Origin of the sequence: uncultured Eubacterium sp. (genome assembly GCF_937958975.1) — a bacterium.
Classification (GTDB): Bacteria; Bacillota; Clostridia; order Lachnospirales; family Lachnospiraceae; genus Eubacterium_G.
In genome coordinates, this window is sequence record NZ_CALGRE010000004.1 from 22,321 (window position 1) to 41,467 (window position 19,147).

Annotated in this window: 21 protein-coding genes and 1 tRNA gene; 21 read left to right on the plus strand and 1 reads right to left on the minus strand. The window is 34.3% G+C overall.

Annotation, left to right across the window (positions count from 1 at the left end; translation table 11 throughout):
* Positions 1-34: 34 nt before the first annotated feature.
* The 9 genes from Q5O86_RS00690 to Q5O86_RS00730 all read left to right on the plus strand — a co-directional run bounded on the left by Q5O86_RS00690 (position 35) and on the right by Q5O86_RS00730 (position 7,617).
* Positions 35-382: a PqqD family protein gene (locus Q5O86_RS00690; RefSeq protein ID WP_302625235.1), complete on the plus strand. Its 348-nt coding sequence runs from the start codon at positions 35-37 to the stop codon at positions 380-382.
* Between the two features lie 13 nt (positions 383-395).
* Positions 396-1,847 (plus strand): aminoacyl-histidine dipeptidase, encoded by a 1,452-nt coding sequence (locus tag Q5O86_RS00695; RefSeq protein WP_302625236.1) that lies wholly within the window; start codon positions 396-398, stop codon positions 1,845-1,847.
* A gap of 15 nt (positions 1,848-1,862) precedes the next feature.
* Positions 1,863-2,327, plus strand: coding sequence for a DUF2752 domain-containing protein (locus tag Q5O86_RS00700; protein ID WP_302625237.1), 465 nt, complete (start codon positions 1,863-1,865; stop codon positions 2,325-2,327).
* Positions 2,315-3,406, plus strand: a complete 1,092-nt coding sequence (locus tag Q5O86_RS00705; RefSeq protein WP_302625238.1) for a hypothetical protein — start codon at positions 2,315-2,317, stop codon at positions 3,404-3,406. The genes Q5O86_RS00700 and Q5O86_RS00705 overlap by 13 nt, the downstream gene beginning before the upstream one ends.
* Positions 3,407-3,507: 101 nt before the next feature.
* A complete protein-coding gene (locus tag Q5O86_RS00710) occupies positions 3,508-4,794 on the plus strand; it encodes an L-aspartate oxidase (RefSeq protein ID WP_302625239.1) in 1,287 nt (428 codons plus the stop codon).
* Positions 4,787-5,641, plus strand: coding sequence for a carboxylating nicotinate-nucleotide diphosphorylase (gene nadC, locus Q5O86_RS00715; protein ID WP_302625240.1), 855 nt, complete (start codon positions 4,787-4,789; stop codon positions 5,639-5,641). The genes Q5O86_RS00710 and nadC overlap by 8 nt, the downstream gene beginning before the upstream one ends.
* A 73-nt stretch (positions 5,642-5,714) precedes the next feature.
* Positions 5,715-6,269: a transcription repressor NadR gene (locus tag Q5O86_RS00720; RefSeq protein ID WP_302625241.1), complete on the plus strand. Its 555-nt coding sequence runs from the start codon at positions 5,715-5,717 to the stop codon at positions 6,267-6,269.
* Between the two features lie 82 nt (positions 6,270-6,351).
* Positions 6,352-6,425: transfer RNA gene (locus tag Q5O86_RS00725), tRNA-Pro, on the plus strand.
* Positions 6,426-6,489: 64 nt separating this feature from the next.
* Entirely contained in the window at positions 6,490-7,617 is a 1,128-nt protein-coding gene (locus tag Q5O86_RS00730; protein ID WP_302625242.1) for a hypothetical protein, read from the plus strand.
* Positions 7,618-7,739: 122 nt separating this feature from the next.
* Here the strand turns inward: Q5O86_RS00730 and Q5O86_RS00735 are convergent, their stop codons facing one another.
* Entirely contained in the window at positions 7,740-9,338 is a 1,599-nt protein-coding gene (locus Q5O86_RS00735) for a CTP synthase (protein ID WP_302625243.1), read from the minus strand.
* A gap of 185 nt (positions 9,339-9,523) precedes the next feature.
* On the opposite strand from Q5O86_RS00735, the gene ftsH reads away from it, so the two are divergent.
* The 12 genes from ftsH to Q5O86_RS00795 form a co-directional block, all read left to right on the plus strand.
* Positions 9,524-11,464, plus strand: a complete 1,941-nt coding sequence (gene ftsH, locus Q5O86_RS00740) for an ATP-dependent zinc metalloprotease FtsH (protein WP_368074712.1) — start codon at positions 9,524-9,526, stop codon at positions 11,462-11,464.
* Positions 11,465-11,686: 222 nt separating this feature from the next.
* Positions 11,687-12,145 (plus strand): VOC family protein, encoded by a 459-nt coding sequence (locus Q5O86_RS00745; protein ID WP_302625244.1) that lies wholly within the window; start codon positions 11,687-11,689, stop codon positions 12,143-12,145.
* Between the two features lie 37 nt (positions 12,146-12,182).
* A complete protein-coding gene (locus tag Q5O86_RS00750) occupies positions 12,183-12,722 on the plus strand; it encodes a DUF1697 domain-containing protein (RefSeq protein WP_302625245.1) in 540 nt (179 codons plus the stop codon).
* Between the two features lie 439 nt (positions 12,723-13,161).
* Complete coding sequence (locus tag Q5O86_RS00755; protein ID WP_302625246.1) at positions 13,162-13,593, plus strand: hypothetical protein; 432 nt, start codon at positions 13,162-13,164, stop codon at positions 13,591-13,593.
* Positions 13,590-13,814: a hypothetical protein gene (locus Q5O86_RS00760; RefSeq protein WP_302625247.1), complete on the plus strand. Its 225-nt coding sequence runs from the start codon at positions 13,590-13,592 to the stop codon at positions 13,812-13,814. Before Q5O86_RS00755 ends, Q5O86_RS00760 begins: the two co-directional genes overlap by 4 nt.
* Before the next feature lie 13 nt (positions 13,815-13,827).
* Positions 13,828-13,971: a hypothetical protein gene (locus tag Q5O86_RS00765; RefSeq protein ID WP_302625248.1), complete on the plus strand. Its 144-nt coding sequence runs from the start codon at positions 13,828-13,830 to the stop codon at positions 13,969-13,971.
* 349 nt (positions 13,972-14,320) lie between these two features.
* A complete protein-coding gene (locus Q5O86_RS00770; RefSeq protein ID WP_302625249.1) occupies positions 14,321-14,947 on the plus strand; it encodes a hypothetical protein in 627 nt (208 codons plus the stop codon).
* A gap of 82 nt (positions 14,948-15,029) precedes the next feature.
* Complete coding sequence (locus tag Q5O86_RS00775; protein WP_302625250.1) at positions 15,030-16,124, plus strand: hypothetical protein; 1,095 nt, start codon at positions 15,030-15,032, stop codon at positions 16,122-16,124.
* Between the two features lie 14 nt (positions 16,125-16,138).
* Positions 16,139-16,969, plus strand: a complete 831-nt coding sequence (locus Q5O86_RS00780; RefSeq protein ID WP_302625251.1) for a hypothetical protein — start codon at positions 16,139-16,141, stop codon at positions 16,967-16,969.
* Positions 16,956-17,609, plus strand: a complete 654-nt coding sequence (locus Q5O86_RS00785) for an ABC transporter ATP-binding protein (RefSeq protein WP_302625252.1) — start codon at positions 16,956-16,958, stop codon at positions 17,607-17,609. Before Q5O86_RS00780 ends, Q5O86_RS00785 begins: the two co-directional genes overlap by 14 nt.
* Complete coding sequence (locus tag Q5O86_RS00790) at positions 17,606-18,826, plus strand: ABC transporter permease (RefSeq protein ID WP_302625253.1); 1,221 nt, start codon at positions 17,606-17,608, stop codon at positions 18,824-18,826. Before Q5O86_RS00785 ends, Q5O86_RS00790 begins: the two co-directional genes overlap by 4 nt.
* 80 nt (positions 18,827-18,906) lie before the next feature.
* Positions 18,907-19,147 (plus strand): GIY-YIG nuclease family protein (locus Q5O86_RS00795; RefSeq protein ID WP_302625254.1); only part of this gene is annotated, 241 nt, incomplete at its 3' end.

Consider the following 19,147-nt stretch of genomic DNA (forward strand, 5'->3'; position numbering starts at 1 on the left):
TAAAAGTATGGTATGAAATCGGGTTGGAGAGTATATGAAAAACAGGAAAAAGAATTATATTGATAACATTCCGAGGATTGTGAAAGCGTGGGAGCTGACAGAGGATGGAATGGTTGAAGTGGTGGTTAAGAATATAGGGATATTCTACAGAATAACTCAAAAACTTTTAAAGAAACCGATGTATAGTTTTATAAAATTAGATATGTATGGAAGTTGTGTGTGGCAGCACATTGATGGGAAAAGAAGTATCTATGAGATTGGTCGGATATTAGAAAAAGAACACAGTAGGGCAGCAGAGCAGTTGTATGAAAGGCTAAGCATTTTTTTTCGTATTTTAGAGAGAAATCAGTTTATTGTATTTGAAAATAAAATAGAACAATAAAGGAGATAAAAGGATGAAAATTTTAAAAGATTTACAACCGGCTAAGGTTTTTTCGTATTTTGAAGAGATTACGGAGATACCTCACGGCTCGGGTAATGTGAAACAGATTAGTGATTATATTGTAGAGTTTGCAAAGACCCATCATTTAAAATACAGACAAGATGAAGCTTATAATGTTTTGGTATGGAAGGATGGAACAAAAGGCTATGAAAATTCTGAACCTGTTATATTGCAGGGACATATTGACATGGTCGCCGTAAAAACAGCAGATTGTGAAAAAGATATGCAAAAAGACGGTTTGGATTTAGAAATCAATGGTGATTGGATTCAGGCAAAAAAAACAACGCTTGGTGGGGATGATGGTATTGCGGTTGCATACGCATTGGCGGTTTTAGATAGTAACGACATGATGCATCCACCAATAGAAGCTATATTTACTGTAGATGAAGAAATTGGTATGTTGGGAGCGGCAGCAATTGATGTTTCAAATGTAAGAGGAAGATTGTTGCTGAATATTGATTCAGAAGATGAGGGAGTTTTTACGGTGAGCTGCGCGGGCGGCGCTACTGTTGAGTGCAGTATTCCTTATAAAACGGAAATGATTCATGCACAGGTACTAGAGATTAGAATTGATGGGTTTATAGGTGGACATTCCGGTGTAGAAATAAATAAAGGCAGAGCAAATGCAAACTGTGTCATGGGAAGAATACTTTTAAATCTATTTCAAAATGTAGGAATGAGAATTATGGCAGTGAATGGTGGTGAAAAGGATAATGCCATTGCAAATGCAAGTGAGGCCGCTATAGCGGTTCTACCGGAAGTGATGGAGAAAGCAAAAGACATTGTCAATAATACATTTCTTGAAGTAAAAGAGGAATATAAAATTACAGACTCTAATGCAAAATTGACTATGAATGTTATAGAAGAGGGATTGATTGAACCTCTATCCGGACCGGCTACATTGGCAACTGTTATTTTACTGGCAAATATGCCAAATGGAGTACAGAGAATGAATCCAGAAATGCCGGAAATGGTACAGACGTCATTAAATTTGGGCATTGTAAGAACACAAATGGATGCAGTGAAACTGTCTTATTCGGTGAGAAGTTCCAGTGAAAGTGAGAAAAACTATTTGATTGAGAAACTTCGTTCTCTGACAGAAATATTTGGGGGAGAAATAAAGTGTGAGGGCGTTTATCCCGGATGGGAGTACAATGCAAATTCGAGATTAAGGAATACATGTATTGAGGCATACAAAGAATTATATGATGGAAAGGAACCAATTGTTGAAGGGATTCATGCGGGTCTGGAGTGTGGATTATTTGCTTCTAAGTTAGAAGGCTTGGATGCGATATCTTTTGGACCGGATATGAGACATGTCCATACGACAGATGAGCGTTTGAGCATTTCATCTACACAGAGGACATGGAAATTACTCGTAAAGATTTTGGAAATGTTGAAATAAAGGAAGATTTTTTAGATGACTTTTAATAAAGAATTACTAAAGAAAGATATGCATACAGCATTTCCGGTTATTGTTGTAGTTGTATTGATTATAGTATTGAGCAATGTCGTATTTGGTAAGATATGCGCACTTAGAATGTTAGCAGGAATACCATGCCCTGGTTGCGGATTGACCAGGGCATTTCTTTTAATTTTGCAGGGAGATATCAGGACGGCAACAGAAATGCATCCATTTTGGATACCGATAGTTTTCGTTTTGGTTTCATTGGCTGTTGGCAGATATTTTATTGAAAATAAAGAAAAGAGGAGAAAGATATTTTACATAATCAGGTTGTCGGCAATATTTATCCTCATTGGTATGTTTGCCTTATATATTTATAGAATGATAAATTATTATCCGGATGTGGAACCGATGGTATATGATAAAGATAATATTTTAAATATGGTAAAGGGTTTATGGTACAAAATATGGAAAAGATAAAAAAGAATTTGCTTCCAGTGATTATTGGAACAGTATTTGGATTTGCTGCCGGAGTTTTATTATTCAGTATGGACGACGGAAAAAGAAGTGATATTTTGTTGTTAGAGTTTTTTATAGCTTTTTTTGTGGGGAGTATTATTCAAACAATCTTACATGAGCTTGGACATATGATAGCCGGCCTGATAAGTGGATATGAATTTAGTTCATTCAGAATATTTCAATTTACATGGATAAGGGAGAATGGAAAAGTTAAGTTTAAAAAGTTTTCGCTGAAAGGAACGGCAGGACAGTGTCTTATGATTCCACCAAAAGATAGAGGATTAGAATATCCTATTATTTTTTATAATATTGGTGGTGTTTTAATGAACTTTATTTCATCAGTATTGTTTCTGATTTTTGGTTTTACCCTGAAAAATGAAGTGTTTGTTTTTATGTGTATTCCGGGATTTTATCTTGCGCTCACAAATGGTATTCCGCTACAAATCAATGGAATTGCAAATGATGGCAAAAATATAGTGGATATAAGAAAGAGTAAGACTGCAAAGAAGGCAATGGATACACTACTTAGATGTAATGCGCTGCAGATGCATGGCATCAGGTTGAAAGATATGCCGCAAGAGTGGTTTGTGGCAGAAGAGCCGTGTGATTTACGGAATATACATGTCTGTACACTCATATATTTAGATTTATGCCGTGAAAGTGATAAAGGAAATTATGTTGAATATGAGAAAAAAGTAAAAGAGTTTCTTGGAAAAGAAACGGCTCTTTTAGAAATTTACAGATGTGAGTTAAAATGTGAGTTGATATTTGTGTACATAAAACAGAGGAGATATGATGAGGCAGAAAAACTGTATATGGAAATGGAACAGTATTTAAATAGAACGAAAATGTTTTTAGAACATTATCCATTGATGTATGGATATCAGAAATTAGTAAAACAAAATCAAGGTAATGCGGAAAAGCTTTTAACAGAATATGAGAAAATGAAAAAGACATATCCATATAAATCTGCTATCGTAATAGGGGATGAGGACATAAAAAATATTGATTCCGGATTATATCAGAGTGAAAAAAGATAATACATGTATTTACAACTGTCTTGTCAGATGTCATATGGTGTGCTATAATGCCATACAATACTTGTAGCAATTTTTCAAAGAAATTTAGAAGCGAGATTTTTATGAAAGCAGATATTTTAATTGTGGGAAGCGGATGTGCCGGGTTATACTGCGCATTAAATCTTCCGAAGGACAAAAATATTTTAATCATCACAAAGGATATTGTGGAACACAGTGATTCCTACCTGGCACAAGGCGGAATGTGTATGCTGAAAGATGAGGATGACTTTGACAGTTATTTTTATGACACAATGAAAGCAGGACATTTTGAAAACAATACAGCAGCAGTGGAGACGATGATTCAATCATCACCGGATGTCGTTAAGGATTTGTTAGAATATGGTGTAGATTTTGCCAGAGACGAGGAGGGCAATCTTTTGTTTACAAAAGAAGGCGCTCATGCAAGAAATCGAATTTTATACCATAAGGATATTACCGGCAGAGAAATAACGAGTCATTTGTATGAAGCGTGTAAAAAACACAATAATATTACTATAAAAGAACATTGGACAATGGTTGACATAATATGCGAGAACAACAAATGTTATGGAGCCGTTGTGAAAACAAATGATGGGAAGTTGGAATCCATCTATGCGAATTATACGGTTTTAGCGAGTGGTGGGATTGGTGGAATTTATAGATATTCTACTAATTACAGACATTTGACCGGAGATGGCGTTGCAGTGGCAATCAGGCATGGAGTTGAAGTGGAGAATGTAGATTATGTTCAGATTCATCCTACAACTTTTTATTCAGAGAGAGAAGAGGACAGGAGCTTTCTTATTTCCGAGTCGGTCAGGGGCGAGGGAGCGCTGCTTTATGATAAAAATCATCATAGATTTACGGATGAATTGCTGCCGAGAGATATTGTGACAAGAAATATTAGAAAACAAATGAATAAAGATGGCACAAAGCATGTATGGCTATCCATGAGAACAATTGACAAAGAGCAGCTTGAAAATCATTTCCCTAATATTATAAAACATTGTAAGGAGCATGGATATAATGTGCCAAAGGAAATGATTCCTGTAGTTCCGGCACAACATTATTTTATGGGAGGGATTAAGGTAAACCTCGAGAGCAGAACATCGATGGAACAGCTTTATGCAATTGGAGAGACCGCCTGCAATGGTGTGCATGGAAGGAATCGTCTTGCCAGCAATTCGCTTCTTGAAAGCATGGTTTTTGCGAAACGTGCGGCGAGGGATATGGAGCGGCAGTTTGATAATACAGAATATAAAGAAATAGCAGATATTGATTTTACACTGTATGCAGATTTAGAACAGTGGAATAAGGAAAATAAGCAGATTATATTAGATGAGATAAACAAAGGAGAGAAAAATGTTTGACCAGGTTACATTAAAATTATCCGTTGACCCGTTGATTTTAAGTGCATTAAAGGAGGATGTGACCAGTGAGGATGTCACAACAAATTCAGTAATGCCAAAAGGGTGTCTGGGAGAAGTCGAGTTAATATGTAAGGAAGATGGAGTGATTTGTGGGCTTCAGGTGTTTGCAAGAGCATTTGAATTGTTAGATGAGACCACAAAGGTGGATTTGTTTGTGGAAGATGGAGAGGAAGTAAAAGCAGGTCAGCTTATGGGAAAAGTGACGGGAGATATCCGGGTTCTTTTAGTGGGAGAGCGCACAGGTCTCAATTACTTACAGAGAATGAGTGGTATTGCTACTTATACTAATTCTATTGCAAAATTGCTTGATGGAAGCAAGACGAAACTTCTTGATACAAGAAAAACTTCGCCAAATAATAGAATCTTTGAGAAATATGCTGTCAGAATAGGCGGCGGAAATAATCATCGATACAACCTTACGGACGGAGTTTTGTTAAAGGATAATCATATCGGTGCAGCGGGAAGCGTAACAAACGCTATAAAGATGGCAAAAGATTATGCACCGTTTGTAAGAAAAATAGAAGTAGAAGTGGAAAATCTGGACATGGTAAAAGAGGCAGTGGAAGCCGGTGCAGATATTATTATGTTAGATAATATGAGTCATGATGTAATGAAAGAGGCAATCCAAATTATTGATGGCAGAGCAGAAATAGAAGTTTCAGGAAATGTAACGAGAGAAAATATTGCAAAGCTTACTGATTTGGGTGTGGATTACATTTCAAGCGGAGCATTGACACATTCTGCTCCGATTATGGATATATCCTTAAAGAATTTGCATCGTATTTAATTTTTTATTGATGATGCGTTACAATCCTTATGTAATGAAAATAGAATTGATATTGGTCTTAGCAGGAGGAAAAATGGAAGGCGAAAGAAGAAGAGAAAGTCTTTTGAAAATATTACAGGAAAGTGATGTCCCGGTATCGGGGGCAAAGCTGGCTGAAAAGTTTCAGATTAGCCGTCAGGTGGTAGTGCAGGACATTGCATTACTGCGTGCGAAACAATATAATATTTTGTCTACGCATAAGGGATATGTTTTACAGGACAGAGGAAATATTCAACGGGTTTTTAAAGTAAAACATAGTGCTGAGAAAATGATAGATGAACTGAATCTTATTGTAGACCTTGGTGGAAAGGTAGAAGATGTATTTGTGTATCATAAGGTATATGGTGTTGTCAGAGTAGAAATGAATATAAAATCCAGAAGGGATGCAAAAAAGTATGTTGAGGAAATCAAGGGGGGAGTATCTGTACCATTAGAACAGATTACCTCTGAATATCATTATCATACAGTGACGGCGGAGTCAAAGGAAATGTTGGATGAGATACAGGAAGAATTGCAGAAACAGGGGTATCTGGTAGCGCTTAGAGACTATGAACCTGTGGATTTTTGGAGCACAGATGAAAAACAATAATATGTAATTTTGGAAAAATGTAAATGCCGCAATTTTAAAAAGTTGTGGCATTTTTTTAATTTTATGATATGATATATGAAGACGGTGCGTGGCTCAGCTTGGTAGAGCGCTGCGTTCGGGACGCAGAGGTCGCAGGTTCGAATCCTGTCGCACCGATGATTCGTAATATAGCCATGCAATATAGGTGCATGGCTATATTGCTATCAAAAGGAGGTAAACTATGAGTAAAAAAATATTATCACTCATTTTGTCACTGGTGTTAGTGACATCACTGCTAACAGGATGTGGTGAGAAAGAAAGTACATTTTTTAAAGAGGTGAAGGAAATCTCAAAAATATCTACAGGTGAAGGTACTGTAGAAATGAATATGATTTTTGATGCGGGAGACAATGACCCAAAGCAGTTATTGAATGAAGAGGGCAAGGTAGCTGTTGGCATAAAAGCTGATGTAAAGCAGGAAAGTGAAAAGAAGATGGCAATGAAATTTTCTGTGAAACTTGGTAAGGCAACAGACTATCAGGATTTGACAACAATTGCCGTTCAGGACACGAAGCTTTATGTGGATGTTGCACCTGCAATTGAATTGCTAAAAACTTTTGATGAAGAAGCAGCAACAGAAGTGAAGTCATCACTTTCACAGATTGGTGTGACAGACAGTATCTCAGTAGATTACAAGCAGTTAGCCGACGCAGCCGGTGTAGAAATACCGGAAGAGCAGAAAACTGACAAGGAATTGCTTGAAAAAGTAAATAACATTTTTGATAAAGTTGAAAAAGATTTTGAGAGTTTACAGGGCAAAGATGGCGATGACTATACATTATCTGTAAATAGTAAAAATGCAGATAAGGCGGTAGATGCACTTGCGACTTTCTTTGAAAATGACTATGACGATATTATGACACTGTGTAAAGATATTGTGAAAAAGGCTTACGGTGAAGATAATACAATCTCACAGACATATGAGCAGATGTTAGGTACAACACTTTCCGGTGCGGATAAAGCGAAAGATTTAAAGGATAGCAAGCAAGATATTGTAAAGGAAATTAAGGAATCAAATATTAATATTGTGGCAAAAGCGAAAGCAAGCGGCAGTGAGGGTAAAATTTCTTTAGAGACAGGAGATATCACAATCGAAGAAGATGGTGTGAAACAGACCGGAAACGTCAGCTTGAATGTTACAGTGAAAGAAACAAAAGCTTCAATTGATGATATGATTCCGAAAAATGCATCAGACATTACAACACTTGTTATTACAATGCTGAACCAGATGGGGCAGATGAATGAGGGCGTGTCAGGAAATGACGGTTTGGATGATATGATGAAAAATCAGCCGGATGCTGGGTTATAAAATTCAATAATAAAAAAGGAATTTTGTTCGCAAAATTCCTTTTTTATTATATATAAACGCTCCGCTTTAGGGAGGAAGAAATTATGCTAAGATAATTTCTTCTGCGAAGCGTTTTAAGCAAATTATTTTGTTTTAATTGCTGCATTAACAAATCCTAAGAATAGAGGATGTGGTCTGTTAGGACGACTCTTTAATTCCGGATGCGCCTGAGTTGCAACAAAGAAAGGATGAGATGGAATCTCTATCATTTCTACAATTCTTCCATCAGGAGAAATACCTGATAATTTCATACCGTTTTCGGTCAAATTTTTTCTATAATCATTATTTACTTCATAGCGGTGGCGATGGCGTTCTTGAATTAACTCACAGCCATAAAGTTCATAAGCTTTGCTTTCCTTGTCTAATACACATGGGTAAGAACCAAGTCTGAGAGTACCACCGATGTCTGTCACGCCTTCCTGGTCTGGCATTAAACTGATAACCGGATGTGTAGTTGCATGGTCAAGTTCGATGCTGTGTGCATCACGAAATCCAACTACGTTTCTGGCAAATTCAACAATCGATAACTGCATACCAAGACAAAGACCAAGGAAAGGAATGTTGTTCTCTCTGGCATATTGGATTGCCGCTAATTTGCCATCGATGCCACGAATACCGAAACCACCCGGAACGAGTATTCCGGAAACATCACTAAATATTTCTGACGCATTTTCTTTGGTAACTTCTTCGGAATCCACCCATTTGATGTTAACAGTAGTTCTGTTTGGATATCCGGCATGTTTGAGTGATTCTACCACACTGATATAAGCATCATGCAATGCAATATATTTTCCGACGAGTGCAATTGTAATTTCCTGGGTTGGGTTTTTTGCAGCTTCCACCATTGATTTCCAATCGTCAAGGTCAGGTTTTGGACAATCTAATTTAAGACTTTCGCAAACAATCTCTGCAAGATGTTCTTTTTCCATAGCAAGGGGGGCTTCATAGAGCATGTCTACCGTAAGGTTTTGAACAACATGACTTGCAGGAACATTACAGAAAAGGCTGATTTTGTCTTTTAGACTGTCACCTATTTCGTATTCTGTACGACAGACAACAACATCTGGCTGAATACCCAGTCTCTGCAATTCTTTTACACTCATCTGTATAGGTTTCGTTTTCATTTCTTCTGATGCAGGAAGATATACCATAAGTGCTACATGGATGAGAATACAGTTCTCATGTCCTACATCATGCTGGAATTGACGAATAGCTTCGATATAAGGTTGAGATTCGATATCGCCGACAGTTCCGCCAACTTCGATTATTGCTATCTCAGTTTCCTCGCTGAGGCTTCTGTGGAAACGGCTCTTGATTTCATTTGTAATGTGCGGAATAACCTGAACGGTTCCCCCGCCAAAGTCTCCACGTCGTTCTTTTTCTAATACAGACCAGTAAACTTTACCGGTCGTAACGTTTGAATTTTTGGTTAAGCTTTCATCTATAAATCTCTCATAGTGACCAAGGTCCAAGTCTGTTTCAGCACCATCGTCAGTCACAAAAACTTCACCGTGCTGGATGGGGTTCATAGTACCGGGGTCAATATTGATATAAGGGTCAAACTTCTGCATTGTAACTTTATAGCCACGAGCTTTCAGAAGTCTTCCAAGTGAAGCGGCCGTAATACCCTTTCCGAGACCGGAAACAACACCGCCTGTTACGAATACATATTTTACTGCCATGTCATTTTTCCTCCATAAGTAAATCATGCAAATTTTAACAACACCTTACTAGTCTACTACAATAGGGTTTTTTATGCTAGAATAAAATCGAATTTTTCAAAGAAACTAAATATTTAAAGAAATATTCAATAAAAATTCACATTATTTTTGCATGATGTGATATAGTAAGTTACTAGAAAGATTAGATGAAAGGAAAAACAATGGATAATAATCAAAATAGAAATACAAATAGAAATAATCCAAATATGAGGGGCAATGATGACCAAAAGAAAAATAAGATTATAACTATTATAATTGCAGTTGTCGGAGCAATTATATTTACATCGCTTGGTTCTATGATGATTAATTCTGCAACGAAGCAGGAGATAACTTATGACCAGTTTATTATGTTACTGGATAATAATCAGGTGGAGAGTGTAGTTTTCGATTCGGGTAAAATTTATATTGAACCAAAAACAGAAAATAATAATTCTTTGATTCGAGTAAAAAAGACATTCTGGACTACATCACTAAATGACCCTGATTTGATATCTGAATTGAAATCTAAATATACAGGGGTAAAGTTTAAGGCAGAGCCTACCAGTACATCAACTAGTATTTTACTTATAATACTTGAGTGGGTATTGCCACTTGTTCTATTTTGGTTATTCTTTATGTTTATTATGCGAAAGGCATCCGGAGGAAAAGGCGGTGGAGTCTTTGGCGTTGGAAAATCAAATGCTAAAGTTTATATACAGAAAAAGACAGGTGTCACATTTAAAGATGTGGCAGGACAGGAAGAGGCGAAAGAATCGGTCGTAGAATTGGTTGATTTTCTTCACAATCCCGGAAAATACACAGCCATAGGTGCAAAGCTTCCAAAAGGAGCGTTACTTGTGGGACCTCCAGGTACCGGTAAAACTCTTCTTGCGAAAGCGGTAGCAGGTGAGGCAAATGTACCATTCTTTTCGTTATCCGGTTCCGATTTCGTGGAGATGTTTGTTGGTGTAGGCGCCTCAAGGGTGAGAGATTTATTCAAGCAGGCAGAGGAAAATGCGCCGTGTATTGTATTTATTGATGAGATAGATTCTATTGGAAAGAGCCGTGATTCCCGATATGGTGGAGGTAATGACGAGAGAGAGCAGACATTAAATGCTCTTCTTGCTGAAATGGACGGGTTTGATACATCAAAAGGTATTTTGATTTTAGCGGCAACAAACAGACCGGAAGTTTTGGACCCGGCGCTTTTAAGACCAGGGCGTTTTGACAGGCGTGTCATTGTAGATTCTCCTGATTTGAAAGGAAGGCTCGAGACACTTAAGGTGCATTCAAAAGATGTAAAGTTAGATGAGACGGTAGATTTAGAAGCAATTGCGAATATTACCAGTGGCGCGGTAGGTTCCGACCTGGCAAACATGGTAAATGAGGCGGCAATTAATGCAGTCAAATGTGGTAGGAAAGCAATTTCACAGGCAGACCTGATGGAGGCTGTAGAAGTAGTTATTGCGGGTAAAGAAAAGAAAGACCGAATACTAAGCAAGAAAGAAAAGCAAATCGTAGCTTACCACGAGGTTGGTCATGCACTTGTTACGGCATTGCAGAAGGATGCTGAACCGGTACAGAAGATTACAATCGTGCCTAGAACAATGGGGTCATTGGGATATGTGATTCAGGCGCCTGAGGAAGAAAAGTTCCTTATGACACAAAATGAGTTAAATGCAAGACTGGTTACATTGTTGGCGGGACGCGCATCAGAAGAAATCGTATTTCATTCTATTACAACAGGAGCTTCAAACGATATGGAAAAGGCTACGGACATTGCACGTTCGATGATTGCACAGTATGGTATGTCTGAAAAGTTTGGGTTAATGAGTCTGGAGAGAATCGAGGACCCGTATCTGGGAAGACATTCACAGCTCAACTGTAGTGATAAGACTGCTACACAAATCGAGGAAGAAGTTAAGGTTCTTCTTAAGGAAAAATATGAGGAAGCAAAACAGTTGTTGAGAGATAATCGGGATAAACTGGATAAGATTGCAGAGTTTTTATATAAGAAGGAAACGATTACAGGGAAAGAGTTTATGGAGATTTATCGTCAGTGTGATGGGGAAGCTGTCGTTTGTGACGACAATTGTGGTAATCATTAAATTTTCCACCTGCCGTTTGTCGTCAAAGGATACGCTGTCCCATGTGCCGAAGTAGCAAGAAATCTGGCTGACCTGTTCCGGACTTATGGAATGCTACAAAAAAATCTTTGATAAGTTAATTTAAAAAAGACTAATATTGATAATATTAAAACAATTTCAGAAGTTGATAAAAAAGAGGTTCGAGCAGGTAGGAAAGCGAAAGTATTTGCAGGAGGTATTGAAATGGAGTTAAAGAATCCTATGTTGGTTGTAACGGATATGGATAAAACCGTTGAATTTTATAAAAGGGTTTTGGGGCTTCAGGTAGTCACGGATTTTGGCGCAAACAAGACATTAACGGGCGGTTTAGCCTTGCAGACGTTGGAAACATATAAGGAATTTATTGCTACAAGTGATATTTCTTTCGGCGGTAATAATTTTGAAATTTATTTTGAGGAAGATGATTTTGATAAATTTGCAGATAACTTAGGAAAATGTAATATTCAATATGTTCACCCGGTCAAGGAACATTCGTGGGGACAGCGCGTGGTTCGTTTCTATGACCCAGACAGGTATATTATCGAAGTGGGCGAAAATATGAAAGCGGTTTGTAAAAGATTTATAGACAGTGGAATGACACCGGAACAGGTGGCAGGGCACATGGACGTACCTATGGAATATGTAAATGAGTGTATACGGTAGAGGATAAACCAGGGGAGTTGTGGAGGTGCCGGTGGATATGAAAAGATATATTGCTTTTTTGCGTGGCATCAATATAAGCGGCAGAAACAAGGTAACAATGACTGAGCTGAAAAAATGCGTTGAAAGATTAGGGTATGAAGAAGTTAAGACATATCTGAATAGTGGTAACGTGATTTTTTCGAGTGATGAAAATGATATAGGGAGTATTACAAAACGGATTGTAATGATGATAAAAAGTCGGTTTGATTTAGATATTCCTGTTTTTGTCATTGCGAAAGAAGAGCTTGAGGACATTTTATGTAATGCTCCCGATTGGTGGGGAAATGACGATAAGGAAATCTATGATAATCTAATTTTTATTATGCCGCCAGCTACATTTGCTGACGTTTTCAATGAAATCGGAGAGCCGAAAGAAGAATTGGAGAAGATACAAGACTACAAAGAAGCAATATTTTGGTCATTCAGCCGAAGAGATTATCAAAAGACAAATTGGTGGTCAAAAACAGCCAGTGCAAGTATCAGAAATAAATTAACAATAAGGACGAAAAGTACTATCAGGAAAGTAGTTGGAATGTAGGCACCAGAAATTAACATAGCTGAAATCAGAATTTGTGGAGCTGATACTATGAAAGGATTTGAACGGAAAAATCAATTTTTTCTCTTTGCTGATAGGCAATCAAGGTGGAAACCCAAGACAACAAAACAGGCGGTATGCTGCCCTTTCCGGGAGGATACTGCCTTTTGTTGTCATCAGCCCGTTTCACGGTCTACATGTAGTTCCTTGTAAACTGACCTAAAGTGGAGTTGAGAAAACAAATATATTTAAATTTTTCCATGGAGAATAGATATAATTTCTTGTCAATAATATCCTTTTTTATCATATAATAAAATAGTAAAAATGATTATATTAAAAGAAATATTTTTATACTAAAATTCTTGAATAGTAATTAAAAAAATGTTAAAATATCACTCTAAAACAAAGATACTTTTTAAGAGATAGATAATGAAAAGAGATTATGAAAAAGATAAGAAAACAAATTACGGTTAATTTCTTTCTAGTTATAGTTTCTGTTGCTGTAATCTTTATAATGAAAACAGTTTATAACGATGGTCTACTGGAATGGAAGAAATATTTGGGAACAGATATCATTTTTGTTATGATAACATCATTAGTTACTACTATTGGATGGAGATTTGCCGAAAATATCACAGGACATTGGGTTTATAATTTAATATTAGCAGTAATTTTGTTTCTATTTGTAATGGAATATGGAATGTCGATACAATATTGTAATGAAACACTAATATACATTATTGCGGTATCAATATTTGTTTTTTTATTATTATATATAATAGAAAACAGCATTATTATTTTTTATTTTAAAAGAATTACGAAATCAATAGATAAATTAAGCTATCGCAATGAATACAGGGAGAAAATAATATGATTTTAATTATGTTTATATTTATATTTTCTATAATATCAATTGTTATGTTAACGATTGCCAATAGGGTAATAGGAGATGAAAATATAATTAATGAGTCACAATATTGCTATACAACAGTTTTTGTAAAAGGTACAACACGCGGTTCAGTAGGAATGTTTGTATCAAATAGTATGCTTGAAAAAATGAGGGAGAAATTAAAAACAAGATACTCTAAATTTTAAGGGAAGTCATTGAATGAGTGAAGAATTTATTTGTCCGGAAAAAGAATATTTAAAAAAGATACAAATTGTATATATTGAAAGTAAGTATCTATTTATAAATGCTGAAGAAATGTTAAGTCAAATGAGATTTTTTGTTGTTCCTATTGTAGAACAATGAAAAATAGGAACACTTATATAAATACTATTGTTATTGGAAAAAGCTAACAAAGAATAATGTTAAGGTTTTATGCAGTATGTGTGAAGCCTTAATTTTTTGTATATAGAGAAAAAATTTAAGTAAATATTATATAAAGAAAATCTTTTATAAATTGTTTTGATATCTGCATGGTTATATTTTGGTTCTATAAATGGATGTAATAATTCGGGTTGCTATTGCCATTTTGCTTACTTTATTACAATCAGAAAATAATAAATACAAGTGCAATTGACATAAAAAAAAGATTATGATAATATAAATGCCGATTAAATATATTTATTGTTTAAAAAACATGAGAGGGGTATAAAAAATGAAAAAAGAAAGATTATTGTTATTTACATTACTATTAAGTGTATGTAGTTTAATAAGTGAGATAGAGGTAAGTGCACGTGACTGTTATTATAAATCTCGGATAGCGAACGGATATCACTATTCTTTATCAGTAAATTCAACATCAGAACCGAAAAGTATAAAATTAATTGATATTTTGTACCATACACAGGCTGCTTCCTCTGAAAAATTAAGCATAGAAGTTGGAGAGACATTATCTTCAACGGCTACAGTAAAGGTTGAAAGTGCATTGTCTACTACAGTTGGTGGTGAAGTAAAGGCTTTGGGAGTATCTTCAAAAGCAGAGCTTTCAGCGAGTGTTATGGCAGGTGTAAGTGTTGAAAATAAGGTATCTAAAACTTATAAGCAGGGGTATGAGGCAACAATTAAGAAAAAGGATAAAAAAGGTTGGTATGCATTGGAATCTGTTACATATGGAAAAGCATTGAATTATAAGTTTGCAAAGGAAAGCATATCGAAATCGAGTGATAGGAAAGTTAAAACAAAGAAAGTAATATATAATCCAAATGAGAATACAGTTCCTGCAAAGAGAATGAAATGGTATAAGAAAGACCCTCAGCAACAAGGTATATATACAAAGTATTAAATTTAAATCTGTTAATGTAAGGTATTGAAAATTTATGCTTATAGACATAGAATAAAACTTTTTCAGCATGGGAGAATGAAAAATGAATACAAAAATTAAAAAAGTAACATATATTATATTAGTAGTAATTTTGTTTTGTGGATGTTCAAAAAAACAAGATAATGTAAATAGTAAATTGGATGAAAGGTTTATATTGCCACAGTATAAACAAGTTTTGTTAACAGATTTAGAGAATTGTGACATTGAATTTATGAAAAATATGCCTTTTTATGATTTTGAGTTTAGAATAATTTCAACAAAAAAATTAAATGCAGATAAAATAGGTATACAATTTGATACAACGATAAAATATGATTGTGATGTAGTAGGAGAAGAAAAGATTGATAAAGAAAAATTTGGATATGCATTACTTTGTGCTTATAATGGGTATGAAGTCAAAGAACAATCCAAAGAAATAGAACAAATAAGCGAAGAAGATTATAGGAATGTTATAATAAATAACAATGAATTTAAAGAATTATATGTTTATACATGCTCTGTAACTTTAGATACAGAACATATTGGTAATTCAGCTGATAATGAGATAAATCAAATGACAGTTACATATAACAATGATAAATATGATTTTGATATTGGGCGAATTTATGTGGATAACTCGAGAAAGTTGAAAGAAACATTTGCAAGGGATTTAGATGGAGAGGATTCTGCCTGCCAGACGATTAATGGTTTAGATTACATTTCGTTAGATAATGAGAAAGATGGTAAGTTTGAACTTCGGCTAGATGAAGTTATTGAGACATTTGATGAAAAGATGGAAATTCAATCATTTAATCTGAAAAATACAAGGGAAAGAATTTCAATCGAAGAAGCTAAAATCGTAATAAGTAATGAATCAGGTGTTGTACAGTTTGAATATAATAAAGATAAGAAAACTGTTATCCCCCCAGATTCATCAGTAAGTATTATTTTACAATGCAAAAGTGATAATTTGAAAAATAATATAGGTTATTACATTTCGCCTATTGTATGTATTGATTATAAAATTAATAAGAAATCTGGAATATTAAATGTTCCGATTATGGCAAGAGCATGTTTACGAACGGCATATGAAATATACGCATATAAAGCTGATTCTATTGATATATTTAATTTATATTTGAATAATTTAAATAATTAGTAAGGAAGTGAACAATGAAAATTAAGAATTTTTTAATATTTCTTATATGTATTCTAATTTACTGTATTCCTTTAGGGGCAGTCATTGTCATTTCTAATCGTGAAATTAAAAAGTATGATGAAGATACAGATTTTTATATGTCCATTACAGCATATGGTGGAATAGAAAAAGTTATAAAAATGGATATGAAAGAATCTTATCTCGTAGATATGAAAGTAACTTCTATTGAAGAATATACTATAGTGTGTAGTAATGAGGCGGTTATCGAATGTGAAGTGGGAGATGAAATTCATAAAAATCAAATTTTAGGTAATGATAAAGGTAATATAATCAAGTCAAATTTTAATGGAAGCATTTCTAATATTAATTATAGCGAAGATAATACGATTATTAAATATAATGATTTCAGTAATCTTGTATATGAAGCATATGTGGACGAAGATAAGTTTGAGGATTTTGACACAAAGAAGTTTTATAATAATAAAGGAAAAAAAATCAAAATACTTGAGAAGTCTAATATAATTGAAGAGGGAAAGTTTAAAGTTTGGATGACTATTCCGGATAAAAAGGCGATTTATGGAAAAACAGTGGAAAAATATGAATTATACACTGATACGGTATACAGTAATGCATTAGTTGTGACAAGAGATTGTGTATATTCTGTAGACGATAAGCATTATATTCGCACAGTAGATGAAAATGGATTGTTTTTAGAGGATGTCGAGGTTAATGTGGGGTTTGCAAATGATAAGTTTATTTGTATTACCGGTGACGGAATAAAAGAAGGGGTCTATTGCGATTCAGGATATTCTAAGGTGGAAGAGGAAATTAGTGAAGAAAATTAATATAGAACTCAAAAAAATTAAAAAAGCATATGGTACACAAAGTGTGCTAAAAGACATTACATTATCCATTGATAATGGCAGTTACTATGCAATATGTGGTCAATCGGGTGCAGGAAAGTCAACATTGATGAACATTCTTGGGTTGATAGAACCATTTGATGAAGGGCAATATGTTTTTAATGGACAAATTTTAAAGTGTTCAAAAGATTATTCTCACATAAGAAAATCTTACATTGGCTTTATATTTCAATCCTATAATTTAATTCCAAACATATCTTGCAGAGATAATATTATTATGCCATCATTATATATAAAAGAAGATAGAAATATTTTAATTAAACGCTTTAAAGAGCTGGTGTACTCAATGGATATTAGCAGTTTGCTTGATAAAAAATCTAATTTGTTGAGTGGAGGTGAAAAACAAAGAGTTGCAATAGCCAGAGCTTTATTGTTGAATCCGGGATTAATTATTGCTGATGAGCCTACAGGAAATTTAGATGAAAAGAATAAGAGTATTGTACTTGATATTTTAAGAAAAGAGCATGAAAAAGGAAGGGCTATTATAATGATAACACATGATGAAGACACAGCGAGTATGGCAGAAAAAAAATATATGTTAGAAAATGGGATATTATTATGATTGGCAGTTTACTAAGAAGCATTAGAAATGCCGGAAATATGGTTAATGTAAATAAAAAAAATTATGTTTTTTTATCTGTTACAATTATTATTTCCTTTTCGGCATTGGGAATATATATGTTTTATTCTGATTCAAGTATATTTAATGAGCATAAAGAGATATTAAATGTGTCAAGTAAGGTTGCATTTATTGAATATGAGAATAAAGATATAGAAAAAGTAAAAGTTTTAGAAAAAAAGCTAAGTGAGATGAAAAAATCATATAGTTACACAAGTACGGAAATTGAAGGATTAGATGTATCGAGTATATGGAGAGTTCCGTCAACCTCTATTATCATTAATATTCATATTATACCTAATAATGTATGGGCTTATTATTATAATTTAACTAAAAGAGTTGAAATGAATAATGGAAAGAGAAATTTACATATACAGGGGAAAAATATAATTGTATCGCAACGGCTTTATGATTTAATGAAAAATCGACAGGATAATGAGGGCAATTTGTATCTAAAATTACCAATAGAAAGAGATAATGGTAGTATTAACTATTTACAATTTGCAGTATCAGGTATATGCAATGAACAAGTTAATGATTGGAAAGACTATTCTGATGATTTGCTTGAATATGGCGGATATTTTGACGTATTTATGTCATATGATGCATTTGAAGAAAAAGTATATGGGAAACATTCATATAAGTTAACAATGTATACAGATTATGTAAAAGAAATTCAAAATATTGCGAAAGATTTAGGCTTACAGATTAGTTCGCCATTATCTGAAAAGGAAGTAATGAGAGAGCAGTATATTAGTTCAGTAAAAATAAAAGAGGGGATTACAATAGGTCTTTTGTTTTTGCTAGGAATAAATTTGTTAAGCTGTTTTTCAAATGCCCTAAGTGAAAGGAGATTTGAGGTCAGTGTAAGAAGAGCTATTGGTGCAAGTAAAAAGAATGTTATTTTTCAATTTTTTGTAGAGGGAATTATTGTCATGCTAGTGGATGTGTGTATATCGATAGCAGTGATTATGATTACAATGTGTGGAATTAAATTATATAAATGGTTTGTTTTAAAAGAATTGTGGAGTATAAGAATAACTTTATATTCGATATTTACGCTTTCAATTTGTTGTGTTTTTTTATCACTGTTCTTTAGTATTCTATTTGCTGTAATGTCAAGTAAAGTAGAAATAGTTAAATATTTAAAGGGTGAATAAAACTTTAATCCTCCGAGACCTGATATTACAATATCAGTTACTCGGGGGATTTTTTACGTTAAGTATGTTATAATAATCCCATGAGTGATTTTAATTTTACAGAGGAATTGAAAAAAATGCCCAACACACCGGGAGTTTACTTGATGCATGATTTTCGGGATGATGTTATTTATGTCGGAAAGGCAATTAATTTAAAACGGCGGGTGAGTTCATATTTTAGGGAGAGCACAAAAAAGAGTTTAAAAATTCAATCTATGGTTTCCAATATCAAGAGATTTGAGTATATTCTTACAGACTCAGAATTAGAGGCTCTTATTTTAG

Excerpts from the sequence above, each read along its gene's own strand:
- nadC (WP_302625240.1), top strand. The coding sequence starts at position 4,787 with ATGTTTGACCAGGTTACATTAAAATTATCCGTTGACCCGTTGATTTTA.
- Q5O86_RS00750 (WP_302625245.1), top strand. The coding sequence starts at position 12,183 with ATGAAAAGATATATTGCTTTTTTGCGTGGCATCAATATAAGCGGCAGA.
- Q5O86_RS00700 (WP_302625237.1), top strand. The coding sequence starts at position 1,863 with ATGACTTTTAATAAAGAATTACTAAAGAAAGATATGCATACAGCATTT.
- Q5O86_RS00790 (WP_302625253.1), top strand. The coding sequence starts at position 17,606 with ATGATTGGCAGTTTACTAAGAAGCATTAGAAATGCCGGAAATATGGTT.
- Q5O86_RS00720 (WP_302625241.1), top strand. The coding sequence starts at position 5,715 with ATGGAAGGCGAAAGAAGAAGAGAAAGTCTTTTGAAAATATTACAGGAA.
- Q5O86_RS00775 (WP_302625250.1), top strand. The coding sequence starts at position 15,030 with ATGAATACAAAAATTAAAAAAGTAACATATATTATATTAGTAGTAATT.
- Q5O86_RS00760 (WP_302625247.1), top strand. The coding sequence starts at position 13,590 with ATGATTTTAATTATGTTTATATTTATATTTTCTATAATATCAATTGTT.
- Q5O86_RS00745 (WP_302625244.1), top strand. The coding sequence starts at position 11,687 with ATGGAGTTAAAGAATCCTATGTTGGTTGTAACGGATATGGATAAAACC.
- Q5O86_RS00770 (WP_302625249.1), top strand. The coding sequence starts at position 14,321 with ATGAAAAAAGAAAGATTATTGTTATTTACATTACTATTAAGTGTATGT.
- Q5O86_RS00735 (WP_302625243.1), bottom strand. The coding sequence starts at position 9,338 with ATGGCAGTAAAATATGTATTCGTAACAGGCGGTGTTGTTTCCGGTCTC.
- Q5O86_RS00755 (WP_302625246.1), top strand. The coding sequence starts at position 13,162 with ATGAAAAAGATAAGAAAACAAATTACGGTTAATTTCTTTCTAGTTATA.
- Q5O86_RS00730 (WP_302625242.1), top strand. The coding sequence starts at position 6,490 with ATGAGTAAAAAAATATTATCACTCATTTTGTCACTGGTGTTAGTGACA.
- ftsH (WP_368074712.1), top strand. The coding sequence starts at position 9,524 with ATGAAAGGAAAAACAATGGATAATAATCAAAATAGAAATACAAATAGA.
- Q5O86_RS00690 (WP_302625235.1), top strand. The coding sequence starts at position 35 with ATGAAAAACAGGAAAAAGAATTATATTGATAACATTCCGAGGATTGTG.
- Q5O86_RS00765 (WP_302625248.1), top strand. The coding sequence starts at position 13,828 with ATGAGTGAAGAATTTATTTGTCCGGAAAAAGAATATTTAAAAAAGATA.
- Q5O86_RS00710 (WP_302625239.1), top strand. The coding sequence starts at position 3,508 with ATGAAAGCAGATATTTTAATTGTGGGAAGCGGATGTGCCGGGTTATAC.
- Q5O86_RS00695 (WP_302625236.1), top strand. The coding sequence starts at position 396 with ATGAAAATTTTAAAAGATTTACAACCGGCTAAGGTTTTTTCGTATTTT.
- Q5O86_RS00705 (WP_302625238.1), top strand. The coding sequence starts at position 2,315 with ATGGAAAAGATAAAAAAGAATTTGCTTCCAGTGATTATTGGAACAGTA.
- Q5O86_RS00780 (WP_302625251.1), top strand. The coding sequence starts at position 16,139 with ATGAAAATTAAGAATTTTTTAATATTTCTTATATGTATTCTAATTTAC.